This is a genomic window from Pseudomonas sp. LBUM1669 (genome assembly GCF_059695705.1).
In genome coordinates this window covers 5100393-5125025 of record NZ_CP166784.1, presented here as the reverse complement: position 1 = coordinate 5125025, position 24633 = coordinate 5100393, and the positions used below count along the sequence as shown (strand labels likewise).

The window sequence follows — 24633 nt, the reverse complement described above, 5'->3', positions numbered from 1 at the left end:
GCTGCGATCACTCTTCGTCGCTGTCATCCAGGCGCCAGTAACCCACCGCCTTGACGAATTGCTCGTTCAAACCATGCTCATCGAGCAGCAGCCGGCGAATCTGCCGTGACACCTTGGTCTCGGTCGCCACCCACGCATACAGATTGCCGCTCGGCACTTGCAGGTGCTTCACGGTGGTCAGCAAGTTGTCTTTGCCTCCCTCGCGCAAGACCCAGATCACATTGACCTGCGCGGCGCTTTCGAGGCGTTGCTGTTCAGCGCCGTTCTCCACTTCCACAATCACCAGGGCACGACGATTGGCCGCCAGACCTTCGAGCCGGCGGGCGATGGCGGGCAGGGCGGTTTCGTCGCCGATCAGCAAATAGCTGTCGAACATGTCCGGTACTATCATCGAGCCGCGCGGCCCGCCGATGTGCAGGAACTGGCCGGGTGTGGCCTGCTCGGCCCAGGTCGAGGCGGGGCCGTCGCCGTGCAGGACGAAATCGATGTCCAGTTCCAGAGTGTCGAGGTCGTAGCGACGCGGCGTGTAGTCACGCATTGCCGGCATCGGCCCGTTGTCTTTGCCGGCACCGAGCACCAGGGTTTCCAGTGCGGCGTGTTCGGCCGCGTTTTGCGGGAACAGCAGCTTGACGTGGTCGTCCGTGCCCAGGCTGACAAAACCCGCCAGCTCCGGGCCGCCCAAGGTAATCCGGCGCATCCGCGGCGTCAGGTCAACCACCCGCAGCACTTGCAGACGACGGCGTTTGATTTCATGCATGACACGGTGAATGGTGTGCACAACGTCAGTCATTCGGCTTTCTCCTGAACGGGTTGAACGACAGGGCCATCGACGATGGCTTTGGCGGTGTTATTGAGCAGGTCGCGAACCCGCAGGATTTCTTCGGGACTCCAGCGGCCGTGATGCATCTGCAAGGCGTGACGCAAGTTGTGCACCGCCTCGTGGATCTCGGCCGGACGATCATGGCCGCGCAACGAGCGCTTGCTGACCTCGATGCGCATCCGCACGCCGTCCAGCGCAATCGCCTGTTCGGTTAATGACAGACGTCCGGCGTCGGTGATGGTGTAGCGCTTTTTGCCGCCTTCGGCGTCGCCCAGGATCATTTCGCTTTCTTCGAGAAAGGTCAGGGTCGGGTAGATCACGCCGGGGCTGGGGCAGTAGGCGCCGTCGAACATGCTTTCGATCTGGCGGATCAGGTCATAGCCGTGGCAGGGCTGCTCGGCAATCAATGCCAACAGCAGCAGTTTCAGATCGCCGGGGGCGAACACCCGGGGGCCGCGGCCACCGCGTTCCCGCCCGGGGCCGGGGCGTTTCTCGAAGCCGTCGCGGCTATCGTTGTGGTCTCGGTGGGAATGATGGTCTCTCATTTTTGCGTCTTCTCTCGTCGTGTTTAGATACAACTTAAGATATATCGCAAGGCTTGCGCAAGGGTTCTTGACCAACGGTTCGCCTCGGTCGCCGCTTCGGAGCCAGACGCAATCAGCACGAGGAGTGATGCATGGGTTGCTCTTTTAGAGTAATTAAACTAATCATGGAAGTTCATCGATTTATAATTATTCCACTATCATGAGATAAGTAGGCCCGGTCTTACGGAAGTTTTATTAGTTTATATCTGTGTGCTTTTTCAGTTAGATCTGTGTGTAGTATTTTTCTGAGGGTAAAACAATCAAGTTGGCGTTTTTTTAACTTTTTTCCTATTGTTCGAAAGCCATTGTTACTACATGTTCTTCGGAAGTTACGTACTTACTTTTTCAAGAGATTGGACGATCATTTTCTGGCGTCGAAAGTTAAGCGAAATCGCCATCAGTGCGAGGGGTTAAGTTCGCTTGTTTAGACTTTTCTCGGCCCAATCCTTTGAAAAAGACAGGTACTCAATAATGTTCAAGAAGTTTGCAATCGCCGTTCCGATGACCCTCCTGGCCCTGAGCGCTTCGATGGCGTTCGCTGCTGAAGAATCGCGCACCTCCATCAACATTACAGCGGATATCCCAAGCAAGGTCTTCCATGCCCAGCCTGTGAACCCGGATTTTGGTAAAGACGAGAAAATGCAATACCTCATTGGGGTCGGCGACCTGACAGAGGTCCGTGGCACCTACAATATTCAACACACCAATGGCTCGGTTGGCGCTTATATCGTCGGCGGTCCTACCCCGCTGTTCAACGGTAATCCAACCTTGAACATTCCTCTGACGTACACCTTCAATGGCAAGGAGCTGACTGCCGATTCCCAGGAAGTGGTAGGTGACGTCGAGTCCAACGGTGGCATGCGCGCCGACCTGGTCATCAAGGCCGCGAAGCCGACCAACGCCCAGGTGGGTCTCTACACCGCCAACCCGGTCGTCATCTTTGATGCCATTCCGCGCATCTAAACCACGGCGCGTTCTGTAAGTAAGTTCCGTCTTACTTGGCAACGTTCACCGATCGATAGGGTTGCGTCCTTGTCGATCGGGTTTCAACGAATTTATCTTCAGAGTATTTCGTTCATGTTCCCGATGACTCCCATCGCGACGGCGCTTGCCCTATGTTTTTGTGCAACTGCCCTGGCCGCGCCAGCGGACAACGGCCACACACCCCGAAGTTTGCTTGCGCAAGCCAAGGGGCTACCGAGCGAGTTCGAAGAGCACTTCTTTGATGTGCCGCTGGCGGTGCGAGTGGAACTTGACCAACAGTTTCTCGGTGAGGCGATGGTCGTGTTGACTCGCGATGATCGCATCACCCTCGTTGACTTCGCCGATGTCAGCGACAGCACGATCAAACCCAGCGAGCGTGACATCTGGGCCAACTACCTGAAACAAGGTGTGGTACTAGGCGCCTGCCAGGCCAATTGCCCCGAACAATTGCTGGCCGTGCACTACAGCCTGGAAAACTCGCTGGTGTCGATCCTCACCGAAAACGCCGAGCGCGATGATCAGGTGCAGCTCTATTACAACCAGCCCGAAGGCGGCAGCACCGGGTTGATCGTGCGCAACCAGCTGAACCTCAACGGCGGCCAGAACCAGAACCTCGGTGGTCGCTACGGTCTGGAAGCGAGCAGCAGCCTGGGCAACTGGACCCAGGCGGTGAACATGCAGTTGTCCCGCCTGGGTGGTGTGGACAACCAGACGTATCACGCGGTGCACGAGCTCTTCACCCAGCGCGAACTGGAAGGCAGTTTCCTGCGCCTGGGCTTGTTCACACCCACCTCGGAAGGCTTGACCCGCCAGCCACGCTCCTTTGGCGCCAGCCCCGACACCGCGCTGGGCGTTATGTACGGCAGCTCCGACAGCCTGGCCATCAACAACCCGAAACCGGCGGTGTACCCGATCTATGTCACGGCCAATCGCCAAGGCTCTGTGGAGATCTATCGCGACGGCTTGCTGATCAACACTCAAGCGATGCCGGCCGGTTTGCAGACGCTTGATACGCGACCCTTGCCCGGCGGCATCTATGAAGTCGAAGTGCGGCTGATCGAAGACGGCCAGATCACTTCCAGCACTCAGGAACTGGTCTACAAACCCAACAACTGGAGCAATCATGACGAGCGCTGGCGCTACAACCTGTTCGCCGGGCGTGAATCGAAGATGCTCAGCAACTGGGATGAGCAGGCCGACGGCGACATGACCGCTGGCGCCGCGTTCAACTTCCTGCTGCACCCACGGGTGATCCTCGGCCTGTCGGGTCGGCAAGTGAAAGACACCCTGCAGTACGGCACGTCGGTCGACTGGGCCATCGTCAACAACGCCAGCGTCTTTGCCAACGTCTACAAGACTCAGGACTACGGCACCGGTTTTGACGTGCAGGGGCTTTATTCCTACGGCAGCGGCAGCATCGTCGCCAGCCATAACCGCAGCTGGCTCGACACCACGCGGCTCTACGACACCCTGCCCGACGGCACGCGAGTGCGACAGCGCAACGTATATATCGGCCAGACCAGCAACTCGTCGTTATCGGTGAATCATCGACTCACCAGCAAAAGTTCGGTCAATGCCCGGGTGTCCCACAGTGAAGGCAACACCGAAGGCGTCGGCGTGGATCTGGGCTGGAGCCAGCGCGCGCAACTGTTCGGCAGCGATGCCAATTGGCGCCTGTCACTGTTCGATAGACCGGGCAGTTTCAGCTCGGGGAATGATCGAAATCGCGGGCTTGATCTGAGCGTGAGCATCGCGCTGGGTGGTCCGGGAGAACAGCTGTCCGGCAGCATCGGCACCCGTACCGATCGTGACGGCGGGCGCGACAACAATGCCTCGATCACTTACCGCAAAGACTTGCAGGACCACCTGCTGCAAAGCGTTTCCGCCACGGCCATCACCGACACCTATGGCATCGGTTTGAATGCGCTGGCGACGATGCAATCGGACCTGGCCAACGCTGACGGTTTTATCCAGCGCTCCTCTTACAACAACGACCTCACCGGCGGCCTCAACCTCGACAGCACCGTGGCGGTCGGTGGGCAGAAAATGATCGTGACCAGCCAATACCACCGCAACGGCGCGGGCATGATCATCGATGTCGAGTCAGACATCGACGACATCACGTTGCGCGCCGACGATTTGAGCGGCGGCAGCGCAGTCCTCAAGCCCGGACGCAATTTCGTGCCGATCACGGCTTACAAAAGCAGCTCCGTCAGTTTCGATTTCGAAGGCAACCACGTGCCTGCCGCGACCATCCAGCCGGCTCGTTCCAGCTATCACCTGAACAAGGGCGGCGTGGATTATCGCCAGATCCGTGTGATGCGAACCCTTACCGTCCTTGGCCGCCTGATCGACCCCCAGGGCAAGCCGCTCAAGGGCCATCACATCATCAACCACGCCAGCCGTGGAGTGAGTGAAGTGGACGGCTTCTTCTCCATGGAAATGAACGCCGGCTCTCCGACCCTGGAAGTGCGCCACGGCAACCAGTTGCTATGCCAGTTCCGTCTGGACCCGAGCAATGGCCGCACGGAAAACAATGTGCTGATGATCGGCGATCTGCGTTGCACGCCGGATACGTTGGCGGACCTGACGCTCGAGACGCCGACGGCAGGTTGATGCCCGGCACCACGCACTTTTTTATGAGGTAAATGACGATGAAACGTCGGTTGGCACTGATTGGTTTTTGTTTGTTCACCCAGACGGCGCACGCCGGGCCGAGCATCAATATCGGCACGGTTTACGACTACCTGGACGGCGACAAAAGTACCTTTTTGAAACGCGTCTACAACGGCGGCGACAGCACCGCCTTCGTCAAGGTCAATATCCTTGAAATCCTCTACGACGCCGATGGCAAATCCCGGGAAGTGCCGCTCCAGTCCAATGCCGACGGCAAATCCCGGGATGGCTTGATGGCCAGCCCGGCGCGGCTGATCGTGCCCGCCAGTGGCATGCAAGGCACGCGATTGCTGTACATGGGGGAGCGTGACAAGGAGCGCTATTTCCGCGTGCGTTTCGTGCCGGTGGTGCCCGAGAAGGAAGACGAATTTGCGGTCTCCGGCGAGGAACGTGAGGAATACAAGAAAGCCCTGTCCGCCGGGGTCACGGTGCTGGCCGGTTATGGCGCGGTGTTTTTCGTTCGCCCCAAGGACCCGCGCTACGCCAGCGTGATCGAAAACGAGGCGGCCAGGTACCGGATCCGCAATACCGGCAACACCGTGGTGGTGATCGACGAGTTCAAGGATTGCGCGGTCAAGAACGACCAGGACTGCCAGCCGACCACCAAGCATCACATTCTGGCCGGCCGCAACTTCGAGTTCGAGAAACAGGCTGGCCGCGAGTACCGCTTCACGTTGATTGAAGGCGAGAGCCGCAAGAAACTCGATGTGAAAGGCTGATGACTATGTTCAGAAAACTGACGGTCCTGATGATGTCGGCAATGGCTTGCCATTCAGCGTATGCCGCCCGCGAAGTGCAGCACTTCGAAGTGTTCGTGACGATCCCGAGCCAGGCGTTTTATGTCATTCCCGCAGACCCCGGCTGGATTCACCGCGAACAGCAATTGCCGTGGAATCTGACGACCTCGACCCTGGGTGGCTTGCGCAAGTATTTCGACGTGAAGAATGAAGCCGGGTCCATCGAAGCTCGCCTTGAGGGCAGGCCGTACTTGTCCAACGGGACGGATGCCCATGACATTGGTTTACGCGTGCTGTTCAACGGCCATGTGCTCAATGAGCTGGACAGTCGCGAGGTGGTGTCGATGAGTGATGCCGCGCCGGGTAAACGGGTGTTGCTGGAGATCGTGCCAATGCCGCCTGTCGATGGGGTTTATAAACCGGGCAGCTATTTTGGCAGCGTGAATATGGTCTTCAATGCGGTACTGCCCAAATGAAGCGTTTATTGAAGAAGCGATCAGTCCGGGCTCGGAATGGGTTTGTATTGACCAGTCTGTTGTGCGCTGTGTTTTCGATGCCTGCAGAGGCGGTGGTGGCAGAGATCACGGCGGAGTTTGTGCCGGATTCGGCCAAACCGCAGAACAATAAATTCGTCAACAAGACGCCCTCTGAGGGGTTCTGTCGTCAAGTTCCAGAGACCTGTGCGCGCTATCAACTTTTCAGTCTTGTCGCGCCTATATTGTTCACGGCCAATGCGCCGATTCTTGCCAATCACGCGGACCCGCGCCAGGGCGGCATGGCCCGGGTACCCTCTGAATGGAGAGAGGTGCGTGTTACACATGAGTCGGGCGATTCAAAAGTGCTTTCCATACGGATCGGGGGTATTGGTCACGAAGCGTCCATTCCCCGTCCAATCACCGACATTACGGGAGGCGGTTGGTGGGATCAGATGTGGCAGGGAGGGGGCTGGGTGTATGCGCCTGCGCCGTGTCTGGGGGTCGGTAACGCGACTGCGGGACCCGTTGGTTACAACAGTTTCTGGAGAGTCCCGGTGGGTGCGGGCGTATGCAGCAAAAAGGCGCTTTTCGACATCCCGATGTCCTTTAAGTATCTGTATTTTGTGTACGCCTATGAATTGCGCACGCCCGATCCACTGAACATGGCCGCGGGTAAATACACAGGCTCCATTACCTACATGGTCGGTCCTCGTCAGGATTTCGACATGGGCGATGTCATGATTCCCAATGACAACCAACTGACCCTCAACTTCTCCCTGGATGTTCGGCACACCCTCAAGGTCGAGATTCCCCCCGGTGGCAATCGCGTCGAACTGGTTCCGCAGGGCGGCTGGCAAGCCTGGCTGACGCAAGGGCGCAAGCCGACGCGGTTGTTTCGCGATCAGACGTTCAATCTCTCTTCGTCGAGCCGCTTCAAGATGAGCCTGGACTGCCAGTACAGCGAAGATGGCAATCGCTGCTCGGTACGCGACGCGGTTTCCGGTCATGTCGTGCCGCTCGACGTCAGCCTGACCCTGCCCAATGGCTTGGTGGATGCCGCCGATCAGCCGGTCAGTCGCCGGCCATTGCGGCGCGACGGCAGTGGTACTGAGTTGTTCCAACCACGCTTTTATGTCGATCGCAAACCGGGAACGTTGCACTTCGAGATTGCGCAGGATCAGGTCGGCGAAATGCTCAAGCCGAATGTGGCCAGGACCTACTCGGGCCTTGTCACGGTCATCTGGGATTCGGAAGTTTAGCGGGCGCCTGAAGGATCAATTCAGCAGGGCTAAGCATCAATATGGACTTTGAAGGAAAGACAATGCGGTTTCTACGTGGACTATCAGTTCGACTTTTGAGATGCCTGGCGTTTGCTGTGTTTGCGCTGCCCGTACAGGCCGCCGTTATGGAGATCGAAGCGGTATTCGAGCCGGATTCATCGAAGCCCAATAAAAACGTGTTCGTCAACATGACGCCGTCCGAGGGTTTTTGCCGACAGATACCGCAAGCCTGTGCGCCCTATAACTTGTTCAGCCTTGTTGCGCCTATTCCATTCACGGCGAATGCGCCCATCCTGGCCAACCATGCGGACCCGCGGCAAGGGGGCATGGCCCGTGTTCCCTCAGACTGGAGAGAAGTGGTGGTCACCCACGAGTCGGGTGATAAGCAAGTGCTTTCCATTCGTATAGGCGGGATCGGGCACGAAGCCGCCATTCCCCGCCCTGTCACTGAACTGACTGGAGGAGGTTGGTGGGATGACTTATGGGTAGGTGGCGGTTGGTCATATGCGCCACCACCCTGTTCAAGTGTGGGTTGGCACTCGGCGGGTCCCTCTGGCTACAACAGTTTCTGGCGAGTCGCCAGAGGGGCGGGCGTGTGCAGCAAGACGGCGAAGTTCGATATTCCGCTTTCTTTTCGCTACCTGTACTTCGTGTTCGCTTATGAGCTGAAAACGCCTGACCCCCTGGCCATGAAATCGGGCAAATACACCGGCACCATGCCGTACACGGTCGGTCCTCGTCAGGACTTCGACATGGGCGATGTCATGATTCCCAATGACAACCAACTGACCCTCAATTTCTCCCTGGATGTTCGGCACACCCTCAAGGTCGAGATTCCCCCTGGTGGCAATCGCGTCGAACTGGTCCCGCAGGGCGGCTGGCAAGCCTGGCTGACGCAGGGGCGCAAGCCGACGCGGTTGTTTCGCGATCAGACGTTCAATCTCTCTTCGTCGAGCCGCTTCAAGATGAGCCTGGACTGCCAGTACAGCGAGGATGGCAATCGCTGCTCGGTGCGCGACCCGGTTTCAGGTCATGTCGTACCGCTCGACGTCAGTCTGACCTTGCCCAATGGCCTGGTGGATGCCGCCGATCAGCCGGTCAGCCGCCGGCCGTTGCGGCGCGACGGTAGTGGTACCGAGTTGTTCCAGCCACGCTTTTATGTCGATCGCAAGCCGGGAACGTTGCACTTCGAGATTGCGCAGGATCAAGTCGGCGAAATGCTCAAGCCCGGTGTCACCCGAACGTACTCGGGCACTGTCACGGTGATCTGGGATTCGCAAGTGGGTTAAGGGTTGAGCCCTGATGCATCACCCGATGCATCAGGGTTTGCCGATTACGGCTGTGCGTCTTTTTGCAGCGCTGCGCGGGTGAGTTTTCGGCTCAGCTCTTTTTCTTCGTAACCCATGTCGTGCAGCAATAGGCCATAGACTTCATCGGTCATGTCTTGATCCGTCAACACTACGCTGTCATCGATATTCAGTCGTCGGGCGAGGTCTTGCAGGCGCTGTTTGAGTGCTCGTCGTTGTGCAATTTGCTGGCCTTTGGAGCTGACCCAGGCGTGTTGAACTTCGCGTAACTCATCCAGCAATTCGCTCTTGGTTTCGTAAAACAGGGCATTGCGCCGGAACTCGTTCGGGTAAGTGTCCTGCAGGTATTTCTGCCAGAACGGCTGTTCGATCATGTCGTTGATCAAGCCATCGCCGGCCTCCATGGACATCACCGTATCGAAGGCAGTGTCGAGGGTTTTGGCGTTCACGCTGGCCAAGGGACGATACAGCATTGACTCCGATTGCCAAGGTAAACCGAGGCGTTGAGCCAGGCCGGTTTCGTAGGCGAGGTACACCTCGACCTCATCCGGATTGCCCGGACGGCTGCCGAAGTCGGCACGGGCAATGTCATCCACGCGGGCGAGGCGAGCGGCGCCTCTGGCCAGGTTCACCAGTTTGCTTTCAAGGACGGCGTTGGACGTCGACAAGGCATAGGCTTCGGAGGCGAGCACCTTGATGCCCATGTGGTTGAACACCTGGGCCCCGGCATCGGCGCAGGTGGTGGGCGCCTTGGCCATTGCGAACAGATCCTTGCGCAACTCGGTGTCCAGGTCGATGGCTTCAATCATGCGCCAGACCCGGTTGCTGAGCTGTTGACGCAAATCACCACCGGCCATGTAATCGGCCGAGCGGGTCTGTTTCTGGATCAAGGCAAAAAAATCCTCATGGCCAGGCTCGGTCATCAAGTCGTGCCAGGCTTCCTCTCGAAAAGTACCCAGCCCTGAGACTTGGTTACTCCACCATACCGAGTCGTCATTCATGGGCCACAGGTACATCGCGTCTCGTGCCGCATCGGTGTAGACCTGCTTGGGCGAGATGCCGACTGACCGTCGATACGCTTTGAAAGTGACCAGGTTGGCGTCCGAGAGTTGCTTTTCGTACAAGCGGGTCCGCGCGAGGATGAAGGCGTCCTCCGAGCCGGGCACGACTTTCGGAATGACGCTGATCGGGTTCTCCTGCAAATCCAGAAAGAAGCCGCGCGGTCGACGTTTGTTGGCAGGCCCGAACAGGCCATCGGGCCAAGTGGTTGCCCCCGTATTGCTCAAACTCAGGATTTTCAGTCTGGGCATGCGTCCGACGTCCGGGAGCCGGCCCAATCGCTTGTTGTCATCGAGTCTGAGGGTTTCCATGCGGGTCAGGTTTCGCAATTGCTCGACAGCCGATGGCGTCAACGTGATGTCGTTGTTCATCAACCGCAAAGTGCGCAGGTGGTGCATCTTGCCGATGGTGTCGGGAAGTCGCGTCAAGCTGCAGCTGCGAGCGCTCAGTTGCCGCAGATGAGGGAAGTCCCCTAACAGGCCGGTGGCGGATTCGGATAGGTGCGTGCGGTCCAGATTCAAGGTGCTGATCTGATCGAGGTAGTGCTTGATATCCGGCAGGTCCTTCCACCAACGTTCGAGGTCGAGCATCCCGAACTCTGTGGACAGGTCCAGCGCATAACCGCCGTCGGCCGTGATACTGCGTTCACCAAAGACCGTGGGCTTGTGCTTGAAACAATCGATGAACCGCTCGGCAAGGTGCAAGCCGCCACTGTTGACGAACCCGCGTTGATCCGGGCCCCAGCTATCCGGCTGCTGGTATCGCCAGCGATTGAACAGCACACGCAAGTCATCCAGTTCCCGGTCCAGTCGGGTCAGTGTCTGCTGACCTTGCTCCTGCGAACCCAGGGATCGAACGAAGGTATCGACCTCGCGTTCGTTGAAGTGGGGGTAGATATCCTGCACCCGTTCGGTGAGCGTGGGGGAGATCGTGGAGAAACCGGGACCGCGCAACAGCATCATGTCTTCATGGTCAGCCAGCGGACGGATCGGCGGTGCAGCGAGCGCGGTGCGGCGCTGCGCCGGTGTCTCGGTCTTCGCCATCACCCATTGCTTGAAAAAGGCGCCCTGGCCCGGCCGATAACCCAGCTGCGCCTGTTTGTTTTTCGGCAAGGCGTTGAGGACGGCGTCGTAAAAATCAGCGGCGTCGTGCAGTTTGTGGTTATCGCCGTCCCAGACTTCGAACCGGTTGACATCATCCTTGACCAGCACCCGAACCATGGACGCGTCCTCGGCCCCCACACGGCTGCGCAAGGGGCCGGCATCGTTGCCTTCGCGAACCTCGATGCGCAATTGCGCAAAGGTGTCGGTATGAATCCTCAAGGCGTTCAACACCAGGCTTTCGGTTTCCGCCACCCACTGCGCGCCGTCGTTGAAGCCTTCATAGGCATGGTTGGTCCGGGCTTCGAAGGCGGCTTCCCGCGCTCGGCTTTTCAGGCTGAGTGGCAGACGTTGTTCCTGGGTCATGCGCTTGAGGTCGGTCGCGTCGGCACTGCTCAGCAACGTCGCTGCCGCACGGGACGGCAGTTCGGGAAATGAGTGGCGTATGAGTCGCAACTGCGGGTCGTCAGACGCTTGGGCACCTTGGTAAAGCTGATTGACGATGTCCGAGTCCATTCGACTGGCTTCATCCGCCAGTCGATTACGCAACGCTTGCACCCGGTCACTTTTGGCGGTGGAGCGACCGAGCACGGCTTGCAGCTCTTCTTCGCTGAGAAACTCGACAAGGCCCGGCGCAAACTGCTCGCTCATGAGGTTGGACAAACTGGTGGACAGCGTCTGCTCGTCGCTCGCCTCGGCATTGCCGTACTGGCGGAACCGGCCGCTCATGTCGGCGTTTTCATAGACCTTCAGGGCTTTATCCGCGGGCCAGCCCTCCAGGTAAGTCGCCAGCGGTTCAAACCAGTAGGAGGAAGGGTCCAGAGGCTGACCCGAGCGAATCCTTTCAATCGCCTGGCGGGTCTGGCGCTGGATGTTCAAGCGGGTGAGGCTGTCGTCCAGTAACGGTGGCGGGGCCGTGTTGTCGACGTACATCCGGCGCAGCGCACCGTCGTCGGTGCCGCTGGCGATGCGAACGTCTTCGAGCTGCGCGTCACTGAAGCCCTCCACGGAGTGGCCGAGACGGCGCATCAACGTCGGGCGATCCCAGGTTCGCGGGGTCTCGGCTTCATGGGTCCAGGCGCCGAGGCCGTTGTGTTTCAGCTCGGGCAGATAAGCATTCTCGCGATGCGGGTGTTTGACTCGGTAGTTGCCGGTTTGCGGATCCTTTTGCACGGCGTAGTGCTTGTCATCCAGTGGCAGAACATCCTTGCCTTCGTGGACATGCAGCCCCAGCGCGTCGGGTCTGGAGTCCGGCGATAACTGCACATCGGGCAACTCATAGGGTTTGAGGTCGGGGTGCCACAGCCGGGGTTCGCCGTTGGGCAGGATGACCGGTTTCATGCCTTCGATCAGCGGCGACAGTTTCAGGCGTGCCAGTGCACCGATCTGCGCACCGGCGGCAAAGGCCGCGAGCTGAAGAAAATCCGTGGCCACGCCGATGATGTGTCCGGTGGCTTCGGTCCACAGCCCCAGTGTCATGTCGACGATGCCTTCGATGGCGTCACTGGCCATCTGATAAGCCATGTAGCCCATCATCAGCTCACCCAGTCCGGGAACGAACGGCGTGACGACCATCAGGGCGATGTTGAAGATGTCCGAGACGATTTTCTTGAAGTTCTCCCACCAGGCCCATCGGGCGTTGGTATCGGCATCGGCGGTGGACACGGCGATGTGTCGGGCGTCATTGAGGACCTTGTTGAGCTTTTGCTCAAACAGGTATTTCCAGAGTTCGCCGGTGAGCGGTGCGGTGTTGAAGTGCAGATGAGGGTCAGTGACGGCCACTTCCCGCCAGCTCGGCCTCTGGTCCAGCGGCTCTTTGTGATGCCATTTCACTTGGAACAGACGTTGTTGCAGCCCGCCGAAAAAATGCCCTCGATCGGACTGATCGACGAACCGGCTGAAGTATTGCTGGTAGGTCATGCCGGTGGACGGTATGACGTCGTTGTTACGCAACTGACGCGTCAGTTCATTCACGAACGCGAGGGTCGAGGGGTACTCTTTCAGCGGGTGCTCAGGGTCTTGCGGGACGTATGCGAAGATCGGCATAACCTCACGGGTCCGGTCCAGATCCGGCGTAATCAATACGATTCCGGTCAGCAAGCTGTCGAGAATCGACAGGTTGGCGAATTGCATTATCCGGCCTTTGCGGGTGAGGTTGCGCTGGCCATCGAGCATCATCAGGATCAGGTCACAGCTATCGGCGTCGATGTCGCCCTTCAGCACGGCCAGTCTGGCGGCCGCTTTAAACGAGGTTTTCTCGCTCTCGACGATCTTGTGTTTCAAAACAGCCCGCACGAGGCCGTCCCTGGGCCGCAACTGCTCTTCGAGGTATTTCGTGTAGCGCGCGCCAATGTCCAGCTTGCGACACAGGGTCTGAAACTGGGCGATGGACATTTTGCGTTTGATCGGCAGGATGTCGAAATGCCCGCGGGCATCGGGCTGGCTGATGAAGTCCGAGTCTGGTTCGCAGGTTTCCTTGCCCGCGAAGTTGTGCAGCGCCGCGTCCAGCAGTGAAACGATTCGGGTCACGGCACCGCCGAAGTCGGCGGAATACCAGGGAAGCTTTTTGGGTAGATAAAGGTGTAAGTAAGTGGTCTTTACATCGACGTCGACACCGAACTGTTTCAGCAACGCCTCGGTCAGTAACGGTTCGGCGAATTCGTAAACGCCTTGTACCTTGTCCATGACCCGGTCGACGGTGTTTTGAGCGGACCAGCGTTCGAGGTTGGCTTCTTGTAACGGCGTGTGATCGAAATCCCTGGTGGCCTGTACCCAATACCCTGAAGCCGTTTGTGTGAGGCTCAGTTCCCGAATCCGTCGCAGTGAAGCGTCCTTGAACGCAGGATGGATACGGCTCTTGATAAACGCGTAGTGGCGACCTTTATTGTCATCGGCTCCCGGTGTCGGTAGCGCTGATATACGTCCGTGTAAGTCAGTCATGCTTTTAATAAACCTTGAGCGTTAAGTGGAGTGACCAGCCTAACGCCCGAGGCTCAAAGTAAAAGCCTGAATTACCGCTGCTTAATCAGTGTTGGTCCCCCAAACGCATTGGAATTACCAATGCCGAAAATAATTAATTACCGCCTTTTTTCAGCGCCTCGCGACCTCCACCGGCAGGCATTGCGTATGCGCACCCGGTTGCAGATACGGCGTGAGAATCGGCGCCATGCCCTTGAGCACCTGCACGGGCAGCGCCGAGGTGAACTTGAAGGCTTCGGCGGTGCGCCCGGGCACGAAGGCGGTCAACGTACCGAAGTGGTTATCGCCGATGTAAAACACGAAGGTGGCCGTGCGGTTGATTGACTTCGAACTGAGAATCCGCCCGCCGGAACCAATGGCTTCGATGCGGTTATCCCCGGTCCCGGTCTTGCCGCCCATGGCCAAGGGTTTGCCATCGGGCGTGGTGAAACTGCCGGAAACACGTTTGGCCGTACCGGCATCCACCACTTGCGACAGCGCCTCGCGCATGGCCGTGGCCACTTCGGACGGCATCACCCGTTTGCCGGCGTCCGGGTCATTGATCAGTTTGGTTTCGTAGGGCGTATTCGCCGCGAAATGCAGGGTGTCGATGCGCAATGTCGGCATGCGCACACCGTCGTTGAGGATGGTGCCGATCAACTCGCCCAAGGCTGCGGGGCGGTCGCCGGAGCTGCCGATGGCGGTGGCCAGCGATGGCACCAGGTGATCGAACGGGTAACCGACTTTCTGCCAGCGCTGATGAATGTCGAGGAACGCTTCGATCTCCAGCATGGTGCGAATACGGCTGTCGCGGGCGCCCTTGTGACGACTCTTGAACAGCCAGCTGTAGACTTCCTGGCGCTCGAACTGGCTGGCTTTGACGATCTGGCTCCACTTGGCGTCCGGGTTGTTCAACAGGTAGCCCATGAGCCACAGGTCCAACGGGTGAACCTTGGCGATGAAGCCCTGATCCGGCAAGTCGTAGGCGCCGGGGCTGTAATTCTCGTAGAGCCGTTGCAGGCGTTCGTCGGTGAGTTTTTCGGTGAGCTTGGCGCCTTTGAGGTGCGCCCGCACAAAGGTATTGAAGCTTTCCTGGCTGGCCTGGGGCAGCAGATAACGGTGCACCGCCGCCATGCGGATCGGCGTCGGGCGCATGCTGTCGAGGAAGGTATCGAGCCGCGCCTGGGTGTCCTTGTTTTTGTATTTTTTCCAGAACTTCAGCAGGAAAGAAGTGCCTTCGCGGTCGGCGAAACTGGCCAGGTATTCCTGGCGCCGTGGGTCGCGATCATCCTTGAGCAACTCGGCGCTGTTGTTGGGGCCTGAATACGTGGTGTAGCGCACCAGGTCACGCATCAGCCGAATGAATGGCAGGTTGATCGATTCGCGCAAGGCATCGCGCATGGTCGGAATGCGACCGTTGTCTTCCTTGCGGAAGTTGACGAAGGTGTGCAGCCCGCCGCCGGTGAAAAAGGCTTCGCCGGGGCTGGCTGAATACTTACGATCCAGCGCGGCGGCGAGCATGGCCGGCAGGTTGCGGTCCTTGTTCTCAATCAGGTAATCGACGGCCCAGCGACTCAGGCGGTCCTGATCCGGGACGTCGACTTTCTTCAGTTCCGGCACAGTCATCGCTGCGTACTTGTCGTGCAGCTCGGCCATGATTTGCAGGTAGGTGGTGAGCACGCGCATTTTCGCGGTAGAGCCCAGTTCCAGCTTGCTGCCTTCGTTGATGTCGAACGGCTGGTCGGTGCTGTCGGTCTGGACCCGCACGCGCGCGCCGTCCGGTGTCAGCTCAAACAACGTAAAGCTGTAGCGCACTTGGGTGGTGCTGGTGGGGGTGAGCAAACGTTCGCCCATCAGGCCGATTTGGGTGGCAAACGCCGGGTCTGCCAGGTGCTTGAGGTATTCGGTGGTCTGGGTTTGCAAGTCGCCTTGCAGGGTGCTGGTAGCGGACAGGTCGAGGCGGTCGAGATCGTACAGCGGACGATTGAGCAGCCCGCCCAAGCGGCTGCGCGCCACGCTGATGCCTTTGTTGGTTTCAATCGGCTGAATGGTCGGCTGGGTCTGCCAGTCGCGGTAAGTCACCTTGCTGACCAGGGCGGCGGCGGCGAAGGGCGCATCGATCACGCCATTCGCCGCCAGCAGGCGGATGTGGCTGTCGGTGAGATCCGCCAGTTCATCATGGCCTTTGGTCAGGTAGTAAGAAGGGCGGCGCTGGGCGATCATCAGCGAGAGCATTTCACGTAGCGCCAGGCCTTTTTCGGCCATGCTCTTGGGATCTGTGTCGGTGCTGGCCAGCCGTTCATTGGCCTTGTTGAAGTCGGCGCCGTACCAGACGCGCAACCCTTCGGCCATGCCATGCACTTCACCGTGGCCCGGTACTGCCGACAGCGGCACGCTGTTGAGGTAGTCGCGCACCACGTTTTGCCGGGCCTGCAAGGTTTCCGGACCCGGTTGATAAGCGCGCACGGTGGCGGAAATCATCTGCCGGATCTTTTCTGCGCCCGAGACCGTCAGGCCATCGGGCGAGTGCCGGTATTTCTCCAGTTGCGTCGCCAATGTACTACCGCCCGCCGATTGGCCCGGCAGGTGCATCAGTTTGGCCACCTGCGACCAGATCGCCATGCCGAACCGTGGCCAGTCCACGGCGGGGTTGGCCAGGGGCTGACGCGGGTCGAGCAAAAAGCGGTTTTCAATAAACAGCAGGCTGTTGACCACCACCGGCGGAATCGACTCAAAGCTCGAATACAGTTGTTGTGGGTATTTGTACTGGTACAGCGGCGACGCACGGCAATCGGTGATCGACAATCCAGCCTGTATTTTTTCCGCGTAGGGCACGAAAAAGCCCTTGTCGGTGTAGTCCATCAGCTTTTCAGAGAAGCGGGTTTGTGACGCAATGACGTAGTCACGCTTGAGCAATCGCGGCAGAAACTCACCCAGCGAGCTGTAGCCCAGACGCAAGTCGAAAGGGCCAGCGCCTGGATAGCGAATCGCGTCGCTGGGGCCGGGTTTCATTTCGTAACTCAGGGAGGCGGCGAATTTGCTCACCTCACGGGCTTGAAACTTCGAGGTGCGCATTTCCTTGGCGGCGGCGAGCCCCAGGACAATCAGGATAATGACCAGCAACAACCAAAACGCCCCCCAGCCATGCTTCGTGCGACTGCGAGGGGGTTTTTCAGGAATAGGCGTTTCATCCACACGTTCAGTCGGAACCACAGTATTACTCGAATCGGTTTGCCATAACGCACCCATAGTCGACTGATCCATTCACGCAGATTGATCGGACTTGTCTGAAGCTTAGTCGGTGGTTGGCGATGGTGAAAAAATTGTGAATGCTCAGATCTCAAATATTCCCCATCTACTGTGGCGAGGGAGCTTGCTCCCGCTGGGCTGCGGAGCAGACCCGAATTTGCCATCTCGGTCTTTCAGTCGAACCGCGATCACAGGTTTTGCGACTGCTGCGCAGCCGAGCGGGAGCAAGCTCCCTCGCCACAGGGTAGTGCCTGCCTGAAATGCCTTTGCTAGACACGTCGAACGGTAAATAAGGCTCGGTTAGGGGCATGACGATGCACCAATGCTGTGCAATACTCGGCGGCGTTTCAGTTGGTGAATAATCCTACAAAAGCCAGGTAATGCCCCTCCGCTATCCGGGCTTTTCCCGAGAGTTCTGGCTGAATGTTGTGGTTTATAGAGTGAAAAGCCCTGTACGAAGCTTTTTATACTGCACGCCCCGCTGATCTTGCAGGTGTTGTCCTGCAAGACGGGTTTGCTCACGAAGCAGGCCCGGTTTCTCAGAAGCAATGGCTTACCGGTCAGCGCTTTGTTACTCGGTGGTCATATCCAATAACAAGACGAGGTTGTACCCCTATGCCAGTCGGCAATCATCTGCCCCATGGCGAGACCGCTCAGGGCGGTCCGCTTAAACGCGAACTCGGCGAACGGCATATTCGCTTGATGGCGCTCGGTGCCTGTATCGGCGTCGGTCTGTTCCTCGGTTCGGCCAAGGCCATCGAAATGGCCGGCCCCGCCATCATGCTGTCCTACATCATTGGCGGTCTGGCGATCCTGGTGATCATGCGCGCCCTCGGCGAAATGGCCGTGCACAACCCGGTCGCCGGCTCCTTCAGCCGTTACGCTCAGGATTACCTCGGCCCTTTGGCAGGCTTCCTGACGGGCTGGAATTACTGGTTCCTGTGGCTGGTGACCTGTGTCGCAGAAATCACTGCCGTGGCCGTGTACATGGGCGTCTGGTTTCCCGATGTACCGCGCTGGATCTGGGCCCTCGCCGCGCTGATCAGCATGGGTTCGATCAACCTGATTGCAGTGAAAGCCTTCGGTGAATTCGAGTTCTGGTTCGCCCTGATCAAGATCGTCACCATCATCGCCATGGTGATTGGCGGCATCGGCGTGATCGCGTTCGGTTTCGGCAACGACGGCGTGGCGCTGGGTATTTCCAATCTCTGGGCCCACGGCGGCTTCATGCCCAACGGCGTGCAAGGCGTGTTGATGTCGCTGCAGATGGTGATGTTCGCCTACCTCGGCGTCGAGATGATCGGCCTGACGGCCGGTGAAGCGAAGAACCCGCAGAAGACCATCCCCAACGCGATCGGCTCGGTGTTCTGGCGGATTCTGCTGTTCTACGTCGGTGCGTTGTTCGTGATCCTGTCGATCTACCCGTGGAACGAAATCGGCACCCAAGGCAGTCCGTTCGTGATGACGTTCGAACGCCTGGGCATCAAGACCGCAGCCGGCATCATCAACTTCGTGGTGATCACCGCGGCGCTGTCGTCCTGCAACGGCGGCATCTTCAGCACCGGGCGCATGCTCTACAGCCTGGCGCAGAATGGCCAGGCCCCGGCCGGTTTTGCCAAGACCTCGAACAACGGCGTGCCACGTCGGGCGCTGCTGCTGTCGATCGGCGCGTTGTTGCTGGGCGTGCTGCTCAACTACCTGGTGCCTGAGAAAGTCTTCGTCTGGGTGACGGCGATTGCCACCTTTGGCGCGATCTGGACCTGGGTGATGATCCTGCTGGCCCAGCTCAAGTTCCGCGAAGGCCTGAGTGCCAGTGAACGGGCGGGCTTGAAATACAAGATGTGGCTGTACCCGGTCAGTTCGTACCTGGCGCTGGCGTTCCTGGTGCTGGTGGTCGGCCTGATGGCGTACTTCCCGGAAACTCGCGTGGCGCTCTATGTGGGCCCGGCGTTCCTGGTGCTGCTGACGGTGTTGTTCTACGTGTTCAAGCTGCAACCGACCAATGTGTCGCAAGGTGCGGTGCGCTCGGCTTCGTAAGTCGTCACGCCTGAAACGCAAAAGCCCCGGTCCATTGGCCGGGGCTTTTTATTGGCTGGTGTCTGCTCCCCAATGTCGTATTTGCGTGGGAGCAATTCTCAGAAAATGAAAATGCTCTGTGGTAGCGAGTAGGCTCGAGAATCATTTGCAGCGCCCGGTCAAAGTTTGTAACTCTTGATCGATTGCAAGTGAAAATGAGAATTTATAGCATCGGCGGCGAGGCAAGGTAGCCTCGCAAAGGATGTGTCATTGACACACTACGCGCTATCAGGAGATAGAAAAATGCATGTTAAATCGGTAACGTTCGTTGCAACCCTCCTTCTTTCCGCTCACGCAGCCGCGATGACAGAAAAGCCGGTGGTTGTAGACATGAGTCTCGCAAAGGAACATGCGCAGTTTTTGATTACTAAGCCCACTCCTTCAACTTCTCCCCTAGTCGTGCAGCCAGCCGAGTTGGTAGTTGCTGGGACCGCGTGCAAGCTTTTCATGAAGCCACACCCTCTGGCTTGCAACTAATCTGTGCCACACAAGACCAGCAGTAACATTGCTGGTCTGTCCCTCCGCAATACTGGGAATTTGGAATGGACTCTCTATTCGAATCTCTATCCGCCGGAGAAGAGCGGGTATCTGACTCTTTCGTCTACGCGCAAAACAAAGTTGTTGGCTTAATACGTCCAACCGTTGTTGAAGGGCTTGATGGCGCAAGGGGTGCCTACATTGCTGGGCCGGCAGGAATTGTACAATTACCGAACCCTGCCTCTCAGGAGAATTTATTTGAAGCTTTGGTTTCTTCTAACTCAATTCTTTTCGGTGAGGAGGATCAAGTCATTGCAGCGCGCAGGCTACTACGAGACGAGAGAACTAGCAGGACCGCGTCTTATTTTTGCTGCATATCCCGCAATTGCCAAGAGCTGATCAATGCGTTTGATCGTATTCAGAATGCACGAATTTTAGTCATTGGATGTGGCGGAATTGGTTCCCTCGTTACTTTGCAACTTGCCGGAGCAGGGATTGAAGATCTGATCCTTGTGGACCCAGACACAATTGAGGCAAGTAATCTTAACCGTCAGTTTTTGTGGGAAAGGAGTGATATTGGTCGGCCCAAAGTCGAAGTACTTAAAGACGTTCTTGAGCGTAGATACTCTTTGAGAAATTGCCGCGCGCTGATGGAACGGGTGAATGACAATCACCTTGAAGAGCTAACACAAGGAGTGGATGTGGTTGTACTGTCGGCTGATGAACCGTTGGGGGTCGCACAAGAAAAACTTCAAGAGTTGTCGCAGAGAAATGGCTTTCTGACAATTTCTTGTGGGTATTTTCAGAATAAGGCTCTAGTTAAAATTTTTGGTCACTCAGAATCTCAGGTAGATGATGAATTCCGAGCAGTTAAGTGGACAAGAACTCCTGACTTTATTGGACCCAGCTTTGGGCCAATGAATGTAGAGATAGCGGGTGTAGTTTCATCCTCTGCGATTCACGCGCTTGGGTTCCCTGAAAGCATACCTTGGCGTAGGGATAGCAGTGAGCTCAGCCTGTCATGGGTTTCATTTGAGCGTCGCGGTACATTCTTGAACTGAGGTGCTTAAACGTGAAGATCGTAACGATTGGTGGCGGTGAGATTTCTGAATTGGAAACTCTGGATCTGGATTCGTTTATCTGTAACCAAACAGGAAAGAGCACCCCCAAAGCCCTCTTCATCCCTACGGCAAGTGGCGATGCGGAGGGATACTGCAAAACTTTTAAACATGTCTATGGCGAGCGCCTGGGCTGCAAAGTTGATTTCCTGCTGGCTACGCGTTCTAACTTTACGCAACAAGACGCCATGCAGAAGATCCTCTACTCCGATCTTGTCTATGTAGGGGGAGGGAATACACAACAGATGCTCGCCATATGGCGAGATTTCGGAATCGATACGGCTCTGCGCCAAGCGGGAGTGAATGGCACCATCCTTTCGGGGCTAAGCGCTGGAGCCATTTGCTGGTATGAAGCAGGACTGAGTGACTCGGACCGATTCTCCGCTAATTCGGGCTCAAGCTGGAGTCTGAAGCGGCTGGAAGCACTGGGTTTTCTGCCCGGTGCTTTCTGCCCTCACCTCGACAAAGAGCAGCGGCATGCCCCTCTGCAGGAGCTTGTGCGCTCGTCCGGTGGAAGGGCTATTGCCTGCGACAATGGGGCAGCAATCTATTGGGAAGGAGGTGTCGCTCAAGTCCTTGCCTCTCTTCCTGATGCATATGCCTATGTCTACATGGAGCACGCTGGCGAGGTAAAAATTGAGCGATTTACGTCGGGACAGAAACTACCGCTGTAAGCCTCTCGAACTTTCAATCTGGTGTAACTGGTTTTGTGCAGAGGGTCATGTGGCGGGAACGGGGGCCGACTGTTGGGGGACTGCTGCGCAGTCCAGCGGGAGCAAGCTCCCTCGCCACAATGGTTGCTTTGCCGATGTCACGCGGCGGCGACGTGAGCCGACCGGGTCAGGCGCTTGTTGAAATCCAGCCACACCCCCAACAACCCCATCAACCCCGCACCCACCAGCGCGGTGAAGATTTGCATGGCAAACGCGTCGTCGGTCAAGGCGTTGACCATGTCCGCCAAGGGTGCCAACAACACCCCGAGGCAGAACACTTCCAGCGAATAACGACCCATGCGACTGCATTGCTGGGCCAGCCAGTTCTGCGTCCAGCCAGCGTCCGGCAACAGTTTCGCCGTGACATACGCCAGCGCCAGAAAGTGCAGGAGTCGGACCGGCGACAGGTCGGTCTTGCTGATCGGGTACAACAGGTTGCTCAGGCTGGTCGGTACCATCGCATCATGCAGTTGCGGCCAGCGCCACAATACGGTCAGTACACCGGCAACGCCTGCGCATAACGCCGCACTCACAAACAATGGCTGGCGCAGCAACGAGCGCCTGTCGGGCAAGCGTGGGCGCTGCGCGTGAATCGCAGCGGCACCGCCGAGTACGAACAACAGTTGCCAGGCGACGGGGTTGAAGTACCACACGCCATCCTTGATGGCGGCCAGATTCCAGCCGAACAACGGCACCGTCAGGTACACCGCAAATGACATCGCTACCACCACCCATGGTTTGCGCACGAATATCGGCAGCACCAGCGGCAAACCTGCCAGCAGCACGATGTAGAGCGGCAACGGGTCCATCAGGTTCGGTTTGAAGCGCAGCAGCAACTCATCGATCAAGGCTTGCTGCGGGTTGCTGATGAAGTGGTGCATGCCCATTTCCTCGACCAGGTCGCGGGTTTCCACATGGCTGTTGGCGAAGAACACGATGCCCATCAGCATCGCCAGCAGGAAAATATGCACCACGTACAACACCCAGGCGCGGCGCAGGATTTTCACGCAGGCAATCAGGTAACCGTCGCGGGCCAGGATCTTGCCGTAAGCCAGGATCGCCGCGTACCCGGCGAGAAACACGAAGACTTCGGCGGCATCACTGAAACCGACGTTACGCAGGGTGAGTTGACCCAGCGGGTTGTGGGGCACGTGATCCCAGAAAATGAAGATCAGCGCCAGGCCTCGGAAAAAGTCGATTCGGTGATCGCGTTCAGTCGTCATGGCTGCGGGCTCTTGAACGGGTTTTGAAGTAGGAGCGTCGGCGACACAAAAGATTGCACGCCGAACAATGGCGGCGCGCAGGGTGCAGGGATTCGTCGGCAATTGCAAAGTGCGGATACTACGGAATGTCTCTGTGCTTCGGCGAGGTGGCAACCGCCGGTCTAAAAGCCGCGCAGGTCGGCGATCTCTGGCTACCGTCGGGGTTCAAGGCTTTATTGATTGAAGGCGGAATTCCCATGAGGCACCGGCATGAAGATCAGCGAATGGCTCGACAAAGAACTCACAGGCCGCCAAGTCTGGTTGTTGTTTCTGTTCGCGACGCTGATGTACATCCTGCCGCTGATCCTCGCGGATTATCCCTACATCGATGACAACTGGCGTGCCCTGGCCGCCGGCACCGGCTGGGCGGAGGAGGGCCGGTTGTTCGCGCAGTGGTTCTACAACCTGCTGACCTTCAGCGGCGCCGCGCCGAACATCTTCCCGATGCCGCTATTGATCGCCACGCTGGCGATGAGCTCGGCCCTGACACGGCTGACGTTCCACTACTTCCCCGAACCGACGTTCGCCCATTGTCTGGTGGTGCTGCCGCTTTGGTACAACCCGTTTTTCCTGCAAAACCTGTCGTACCAATACGACGGACCGACCATGGTGATGAGTATCGTGGCGGTGATCTACGCGATCACCTTTCAAAGCCCCTCGCGCGTCCAGCACCTGCTGATACCCGCCGCGCTGATAGCCTTGGCCATCGGGCTTTATCAGGTCAGCTTCAATGTGTTTCTCGGTCTATGTTGCCTGGAGTTGCTGCGGCGCACGGACGACCCATTGGCATGGCCTGAGTGGTGGCGATTGATCGGCAGCAAAGTTGTACAGGTGGGTCTGGCGGGGTTGATCTATTACGCCACCGCCTATTCCTACATGACTCAGAACCGAACCTCATTGTTGAACGGAGCAGCGGCGCCGTTGCAGCAAATTGAAACCAGCGCGGGCTGGGTGCTGGAAAAAATCGTGCTGCTGTTCCATGGCGGCTTTGCCTGGGTATTTGCCGCGCTGTTGCTGTGCGCCCTATTCGGTGCCGTGCGCGTGGGACAGCGCGTGCGGGAGCGTGCGGGCACTGGGCTGAACAAAACCGTGATCGGCCTGCTGTGCCTGTTGATCTTGCCCGTCCTGATGCTGCTGGTACCGGGCGTCTCATTATTTTTCCGCGATTTCAATGAAGGCGCCCGCACCTTGATGGGCTTTGCTGTCGTGCTGGTATTGCTGTTCTACCTGAGCCATCGGGCGCTGGCGTCGGTGCACGGGAAGCTGCCGTTGCTGTTGCTGGTTCCATTGTTGGCGATGCTCTCGCTTTCCTTTGCTTATGGACGGGTGCTGACGTTGCAAAAGACTTTCGCAACGAATGCGCTGTACGCCTTGAGTGCCGACATTGCTTCGCGCCCCGCGTTGCGCGAAGCCAAGCGCATTTATATGTCGGTGACGTACTCCGATCACTGGCTGGTGGGCGCCTCCGGGTCGTTCAAGCAGATGCCGGTGTTGCATTACTTGCTCAACACCGACTTCTTCATGCTCGCGGAAAATTTGCCGAAAACTGGCATTGCCAATGTGGTCAGGGAAAAGGAGCGGCGTAACGCGACGCGGGTGGGTTATCAGGGTTATCCACCGCTGGTGGACAGTCTGTTTTATCGGATTTATCTGCTGGGGGACTACGGCTTTATTGTCATGAAAGAACCCGCCAGGGTCCGCTCTCTCCAGTGGTGAACCCCGCGACCATTGGTCTGGAATGCCGCGCTACCTGTTAG

At 58.0% G+C, this 24633-nt stretch carries 15 protein-coding genes; 10 read left to right on the top strand and 5 right to left on the bottom strand.

Translation table 11 applies throughout. From position 1 onward, the window contains the following. Nucleotides 1-7: 7 nt before the first annotated feature. Complete coding sequence (locus ACA051_RS23760) at nt 8-790, bottom strand: siderophore-interacting protein (RefSeq protein ID WP_497372157.1); 783 nt, start codon at nt 788-790, stop codon at nt 8-10. Then, complete coding sequence (locus ACA051_RS23755) at nt 787-1365, bottom strand: PadR family transcriptional regulator (protein ID WP_497305184.1); 579 nt, start codon at nt 1363-1365, stop codon at nt 787-789. Before ACA051_RS23755 ends, ACA051_RS23760 begins: the two co-directional genes overlap by 4 nt. Nucleotides 1366-1875: 510 nt before the next feature. Between ACA051_RS23755 and ACA051_RS23750 the strand changes: the two genes are divergently transcribed. The 6 genes from ACA051_RS23750 to ACA051_RS23725 all read left to right on the top strand — a co-directional run bounded on the left by ACA051_RS23750 (nt 1876) and on the right by ACA051_RS23725 (nt 8846). Further along, nucleotides 1876-2367, top strand: coding sequence for a CS1 type fimbrial major subunit (locus ACA051_RS23750; RefSeq protein ID WP_497305183.1), 492 nt, complete (start codon nt 1876-1878; stop codon nt 2365-2367). A 114-nt stretch (nt 2368-2481) separates the two neighbouring features. Next, nucleotides 2482-5004, top strand: a complete 2523-nt coding sequence (locus tag ACA051_RS23745; RefSeq protein WP_497372155.1) for a TcfC E-set like domain-containing protein — start codon at nt 2482-2484, stop codon at nt 5002-5004. Nucleotides 5005-5042: 38 nt separating this feature from the next. Continuing rightward, on the top strand, nt 5043-5783 hold the full coding sequence (locus ACA051_RS23740) for a molecular chaperone (RefSeq protein ID WP_497372153.1): 741 nt from the start codon (nt 5043-5045) through the stop codon (nt 5781-5783). 5 nt (nt 5784-5788) lie between these two features. After that, on the top strand, nt 5789-6277 hold the full coding sequence (locus ACA051_RS23735; RefSeq protein ID WP_497295855.1) for a CS1 type fimbrial major subunit: 489 nt from the start codon (nt 5789-5791) through the stop codon (nt 6275-6277). Next, nucleotides 6274-7536, top strand: coding sequence for a hypothetical protein (locus ACA051_RS23730; protein WP_497372151.1), 1263 nt, complete (start codon nt 6274-6276; stop codon nt 7534-7536). Before ACA051_RS23735 ends, ACA051_RS23730 begins: the two co-directional genes overlap by 4 nt. Before the next feature lie 62 nt (nt 7537-7598). Next, nucleotides 7599-8846: a hypothetical protein gene (locus tag ACA051_RS23725; RefSeq protein ID WP_497372149.1), complete on the top strand. Its 1248-nt coding sequence runs from the start codon at nt 7599-7601 to the stop codon at nt 8844-8846. 44 nt (nt 8847-8890) lie between these two features. Here the strand turns inward: ACA051_RS23725 and ACA051_RS23720 are convergent, their stop codons facing one another. Both ACA051_RS23720 and ACA051_RS23715 read right to left on the bottom strand, forming a co-directional pair. Further along, complete coding sequence (locus tag ACA051_RS23720) at nt 8891-13963, bottom strand: NEL-type E3 ubiquitin ligase domain-containing protein (RefSeq protein ID WP_497372147.1); 5073 nt, start codon at nt 13961-13963, stop codon at nt 8891-8893. 150 nt (nt 13964-14113) lie between these two features. Beyond that, complete coding sequence (locus ACA051_RS23715; protein WP_497372146.1) at nt 14114-17230, bottom strand: transglycosylase domain-containing protein; 3117 nt, start codon at nt 17228-17230, stop codon at nt 14114-14116. A gap of 615 nt (nt 17231-17845) precedes the next feature. On the opposite strand from ACA051_RS23715, the gene ACA051_RS23710 reads away from it, so the two are divergent. The 3 genes from ACA051_RS23710 (at nt 17846) to ACA051_RS23700 (ending at nt 21575) form a co-directional block, all read left to right on the top strand. Continuing rightward, the gene (locus ACA051_RS23710; protein ID WP_497372145.1) at nt 17846-19267 is read left to right on the top strand and encodes an amino acid permease; all 1422 of its coding nucleotides are present in this window, start codon (nt 17846-17848) and stop codon (nt 19265-19267) included. Nucleotides 19268-19848: 581 nt separating this feature from the next. Beyond that, nucleotides 19849-20844, top strand: coding sequence for a ThiF family adenylyltransferase (locus ACA051_RS23705; RefSeq protein ID WP_497372144.1), 996 nt, complete (start codon nt 19849-19851; stop codon nt 20842-20844). An 11-nt stretch (nt 20845-20855) separates the two neighbouring features. Next, nucleotides 20856-21575, top strand: a complete 720-nt coding sequence (locus ACA051_RS23700; RefSeq protein WP_497305166.1) for a Type 1 glutamine amidotransferase-like domain-containing protein — start codon at nt 20856-20858, stop codon at nt 21573-21575. 137 nt (nt 21576-21712) lie between these two features. Here the strand turns inward: ACA051_RS23700 and ACA051_RS23695 are convergent, their stop codons facing one another. Next, entirely contained in the window at nt 21713-22837 is a 1125-nt protein-coding gene (locus ACA051_RS23695) for an OpgC family protein (RefSeq protein WP_497305164.1), read from the bottom strand. Between the two features lie 249 nt (nt 22838-23086). Here ACA051_RS23695 and ACA051_RS23690 point away from each other — a divergent pair, with 249 nt between their 5' ends. Continuing rightward, nucleotides 23087-24592: a glucosyltransferase domain-containing protein gene (locus ACA051_RS23690; protein ID WP_497305163.1), complete on the top strand. Its 1506-nt coding sequence runs from the start codon at nt 23087-23089 to the stop codon at nt 24590-24592. Nucleotides 24593-24633 lie beyond the last annotated feature (41 nt).

What these genes read in the sequence shown, in the direction of transcription:
- ACA051_RS23705 (WP_497372144.1), top strand. Translation starts at nt 19,849, where the DNA reads ATGGACTCTCTATTCGAATCTCTATCCGCCGGAGAAGAGCGGGTATCT.
- ACA051_RS23725 (WP_497372149.1), top strand. Translation starts at nt 7,599, where the DNA reads ATGCGGTTTCTACGTGGACTATCAGTTCGACTTTTGAGATGCCTGGCG.
- ACA051_RS23760 (WP_497372157.1), bottom strand. Translation starts at nt 790, where the DNA reads ATGACTGACGTTGTGCACACCATTCACCGTGTCATGCATGAAATCAAA.
- ACA051_RS23730 (WP_497372151.1), top strand. Translation starts at nt 6,274, where the DNA reads ATGAAGCGTTTATTGAAGAAGCGATCAGTCCGGGCTCGGAATGGGTTT.
- ACA051_RS23720 (WP_497372147.1), bottom strand. Translation starts at nt 13,963, where the DNA reads ATGACTGACTTACACGGACGTATATCAGCGCTACCGACACCGGGAGCC.
- ACA051_RS23690 (WP_497305163.1), top strand. Translation starts at nt 23,087, where the DNA reads ATGAAGATCAGCGAATGGCTCGACAAAGAACTCACAGGCCGCCAAGTC.
- ACA051_RS23735 (WP_497295855.1), top strand. Translation starts at nt 5,789, where the DNA reads ATGTTCAGAAAACTGACGGTCCTGATGATGTCGGCAATGGCTTGCCAT.
- ACA051_RS23740 (WP_497372153.1), top strand. Translation starts at nt 5,043, where the DNA reads ATGAAACGTCGGTTGGCACTGATTGGTTTTTGTTTGTTCACCCAGACG.
- ACA051_RS23695 (WP_497305164.1), bottom strand. Translation starts at nt 22,837, where the DNA reads ATGACGACTGAACGCGATCACCGAATCGACTTTTTCCGAGGCCTGGCG.
- ACA051_RS23715 (WP_497372146.1), bottom strand. Translation starts at nt 17,230, where the DNA reads ATGGGTGCGTTATGGCAAACCGATTCGAGTAATACTGTGGTTCCGACT.
- ACA051_RS23755 (WP_497305184.1), bottom strand. Translation starts at nt 1,365, where the DNA reads ATGAGAGACCATCATTCCCACCGAGACCACAACGATAGCCGCGACGGC.
- ACA051_RS23750 (WP_497305183.1), top strand. Translation starts at nt 1,876, where the DNA reads ATGTTCAAGAAGTTTGCAATCGCCGTTCCGATGACCCTCCTGGCCCTG.
- ACA051_RS23710 (WP_497372145.1), top strand. Translation starts at nt 17,846, where the DNA reads ATGCCAGTCGGCAATCATCTGCCCCATGGCGAGACCGCTCAGGGCGGT.
- ACA051_RS23745 (WP_497372155.1), top strand. Translation starts at nt 2,482, where the DNA reads ATGTTCCCGATGACTCCCATCGCGACGGCGCTTGCCCTATGTTTTTGT.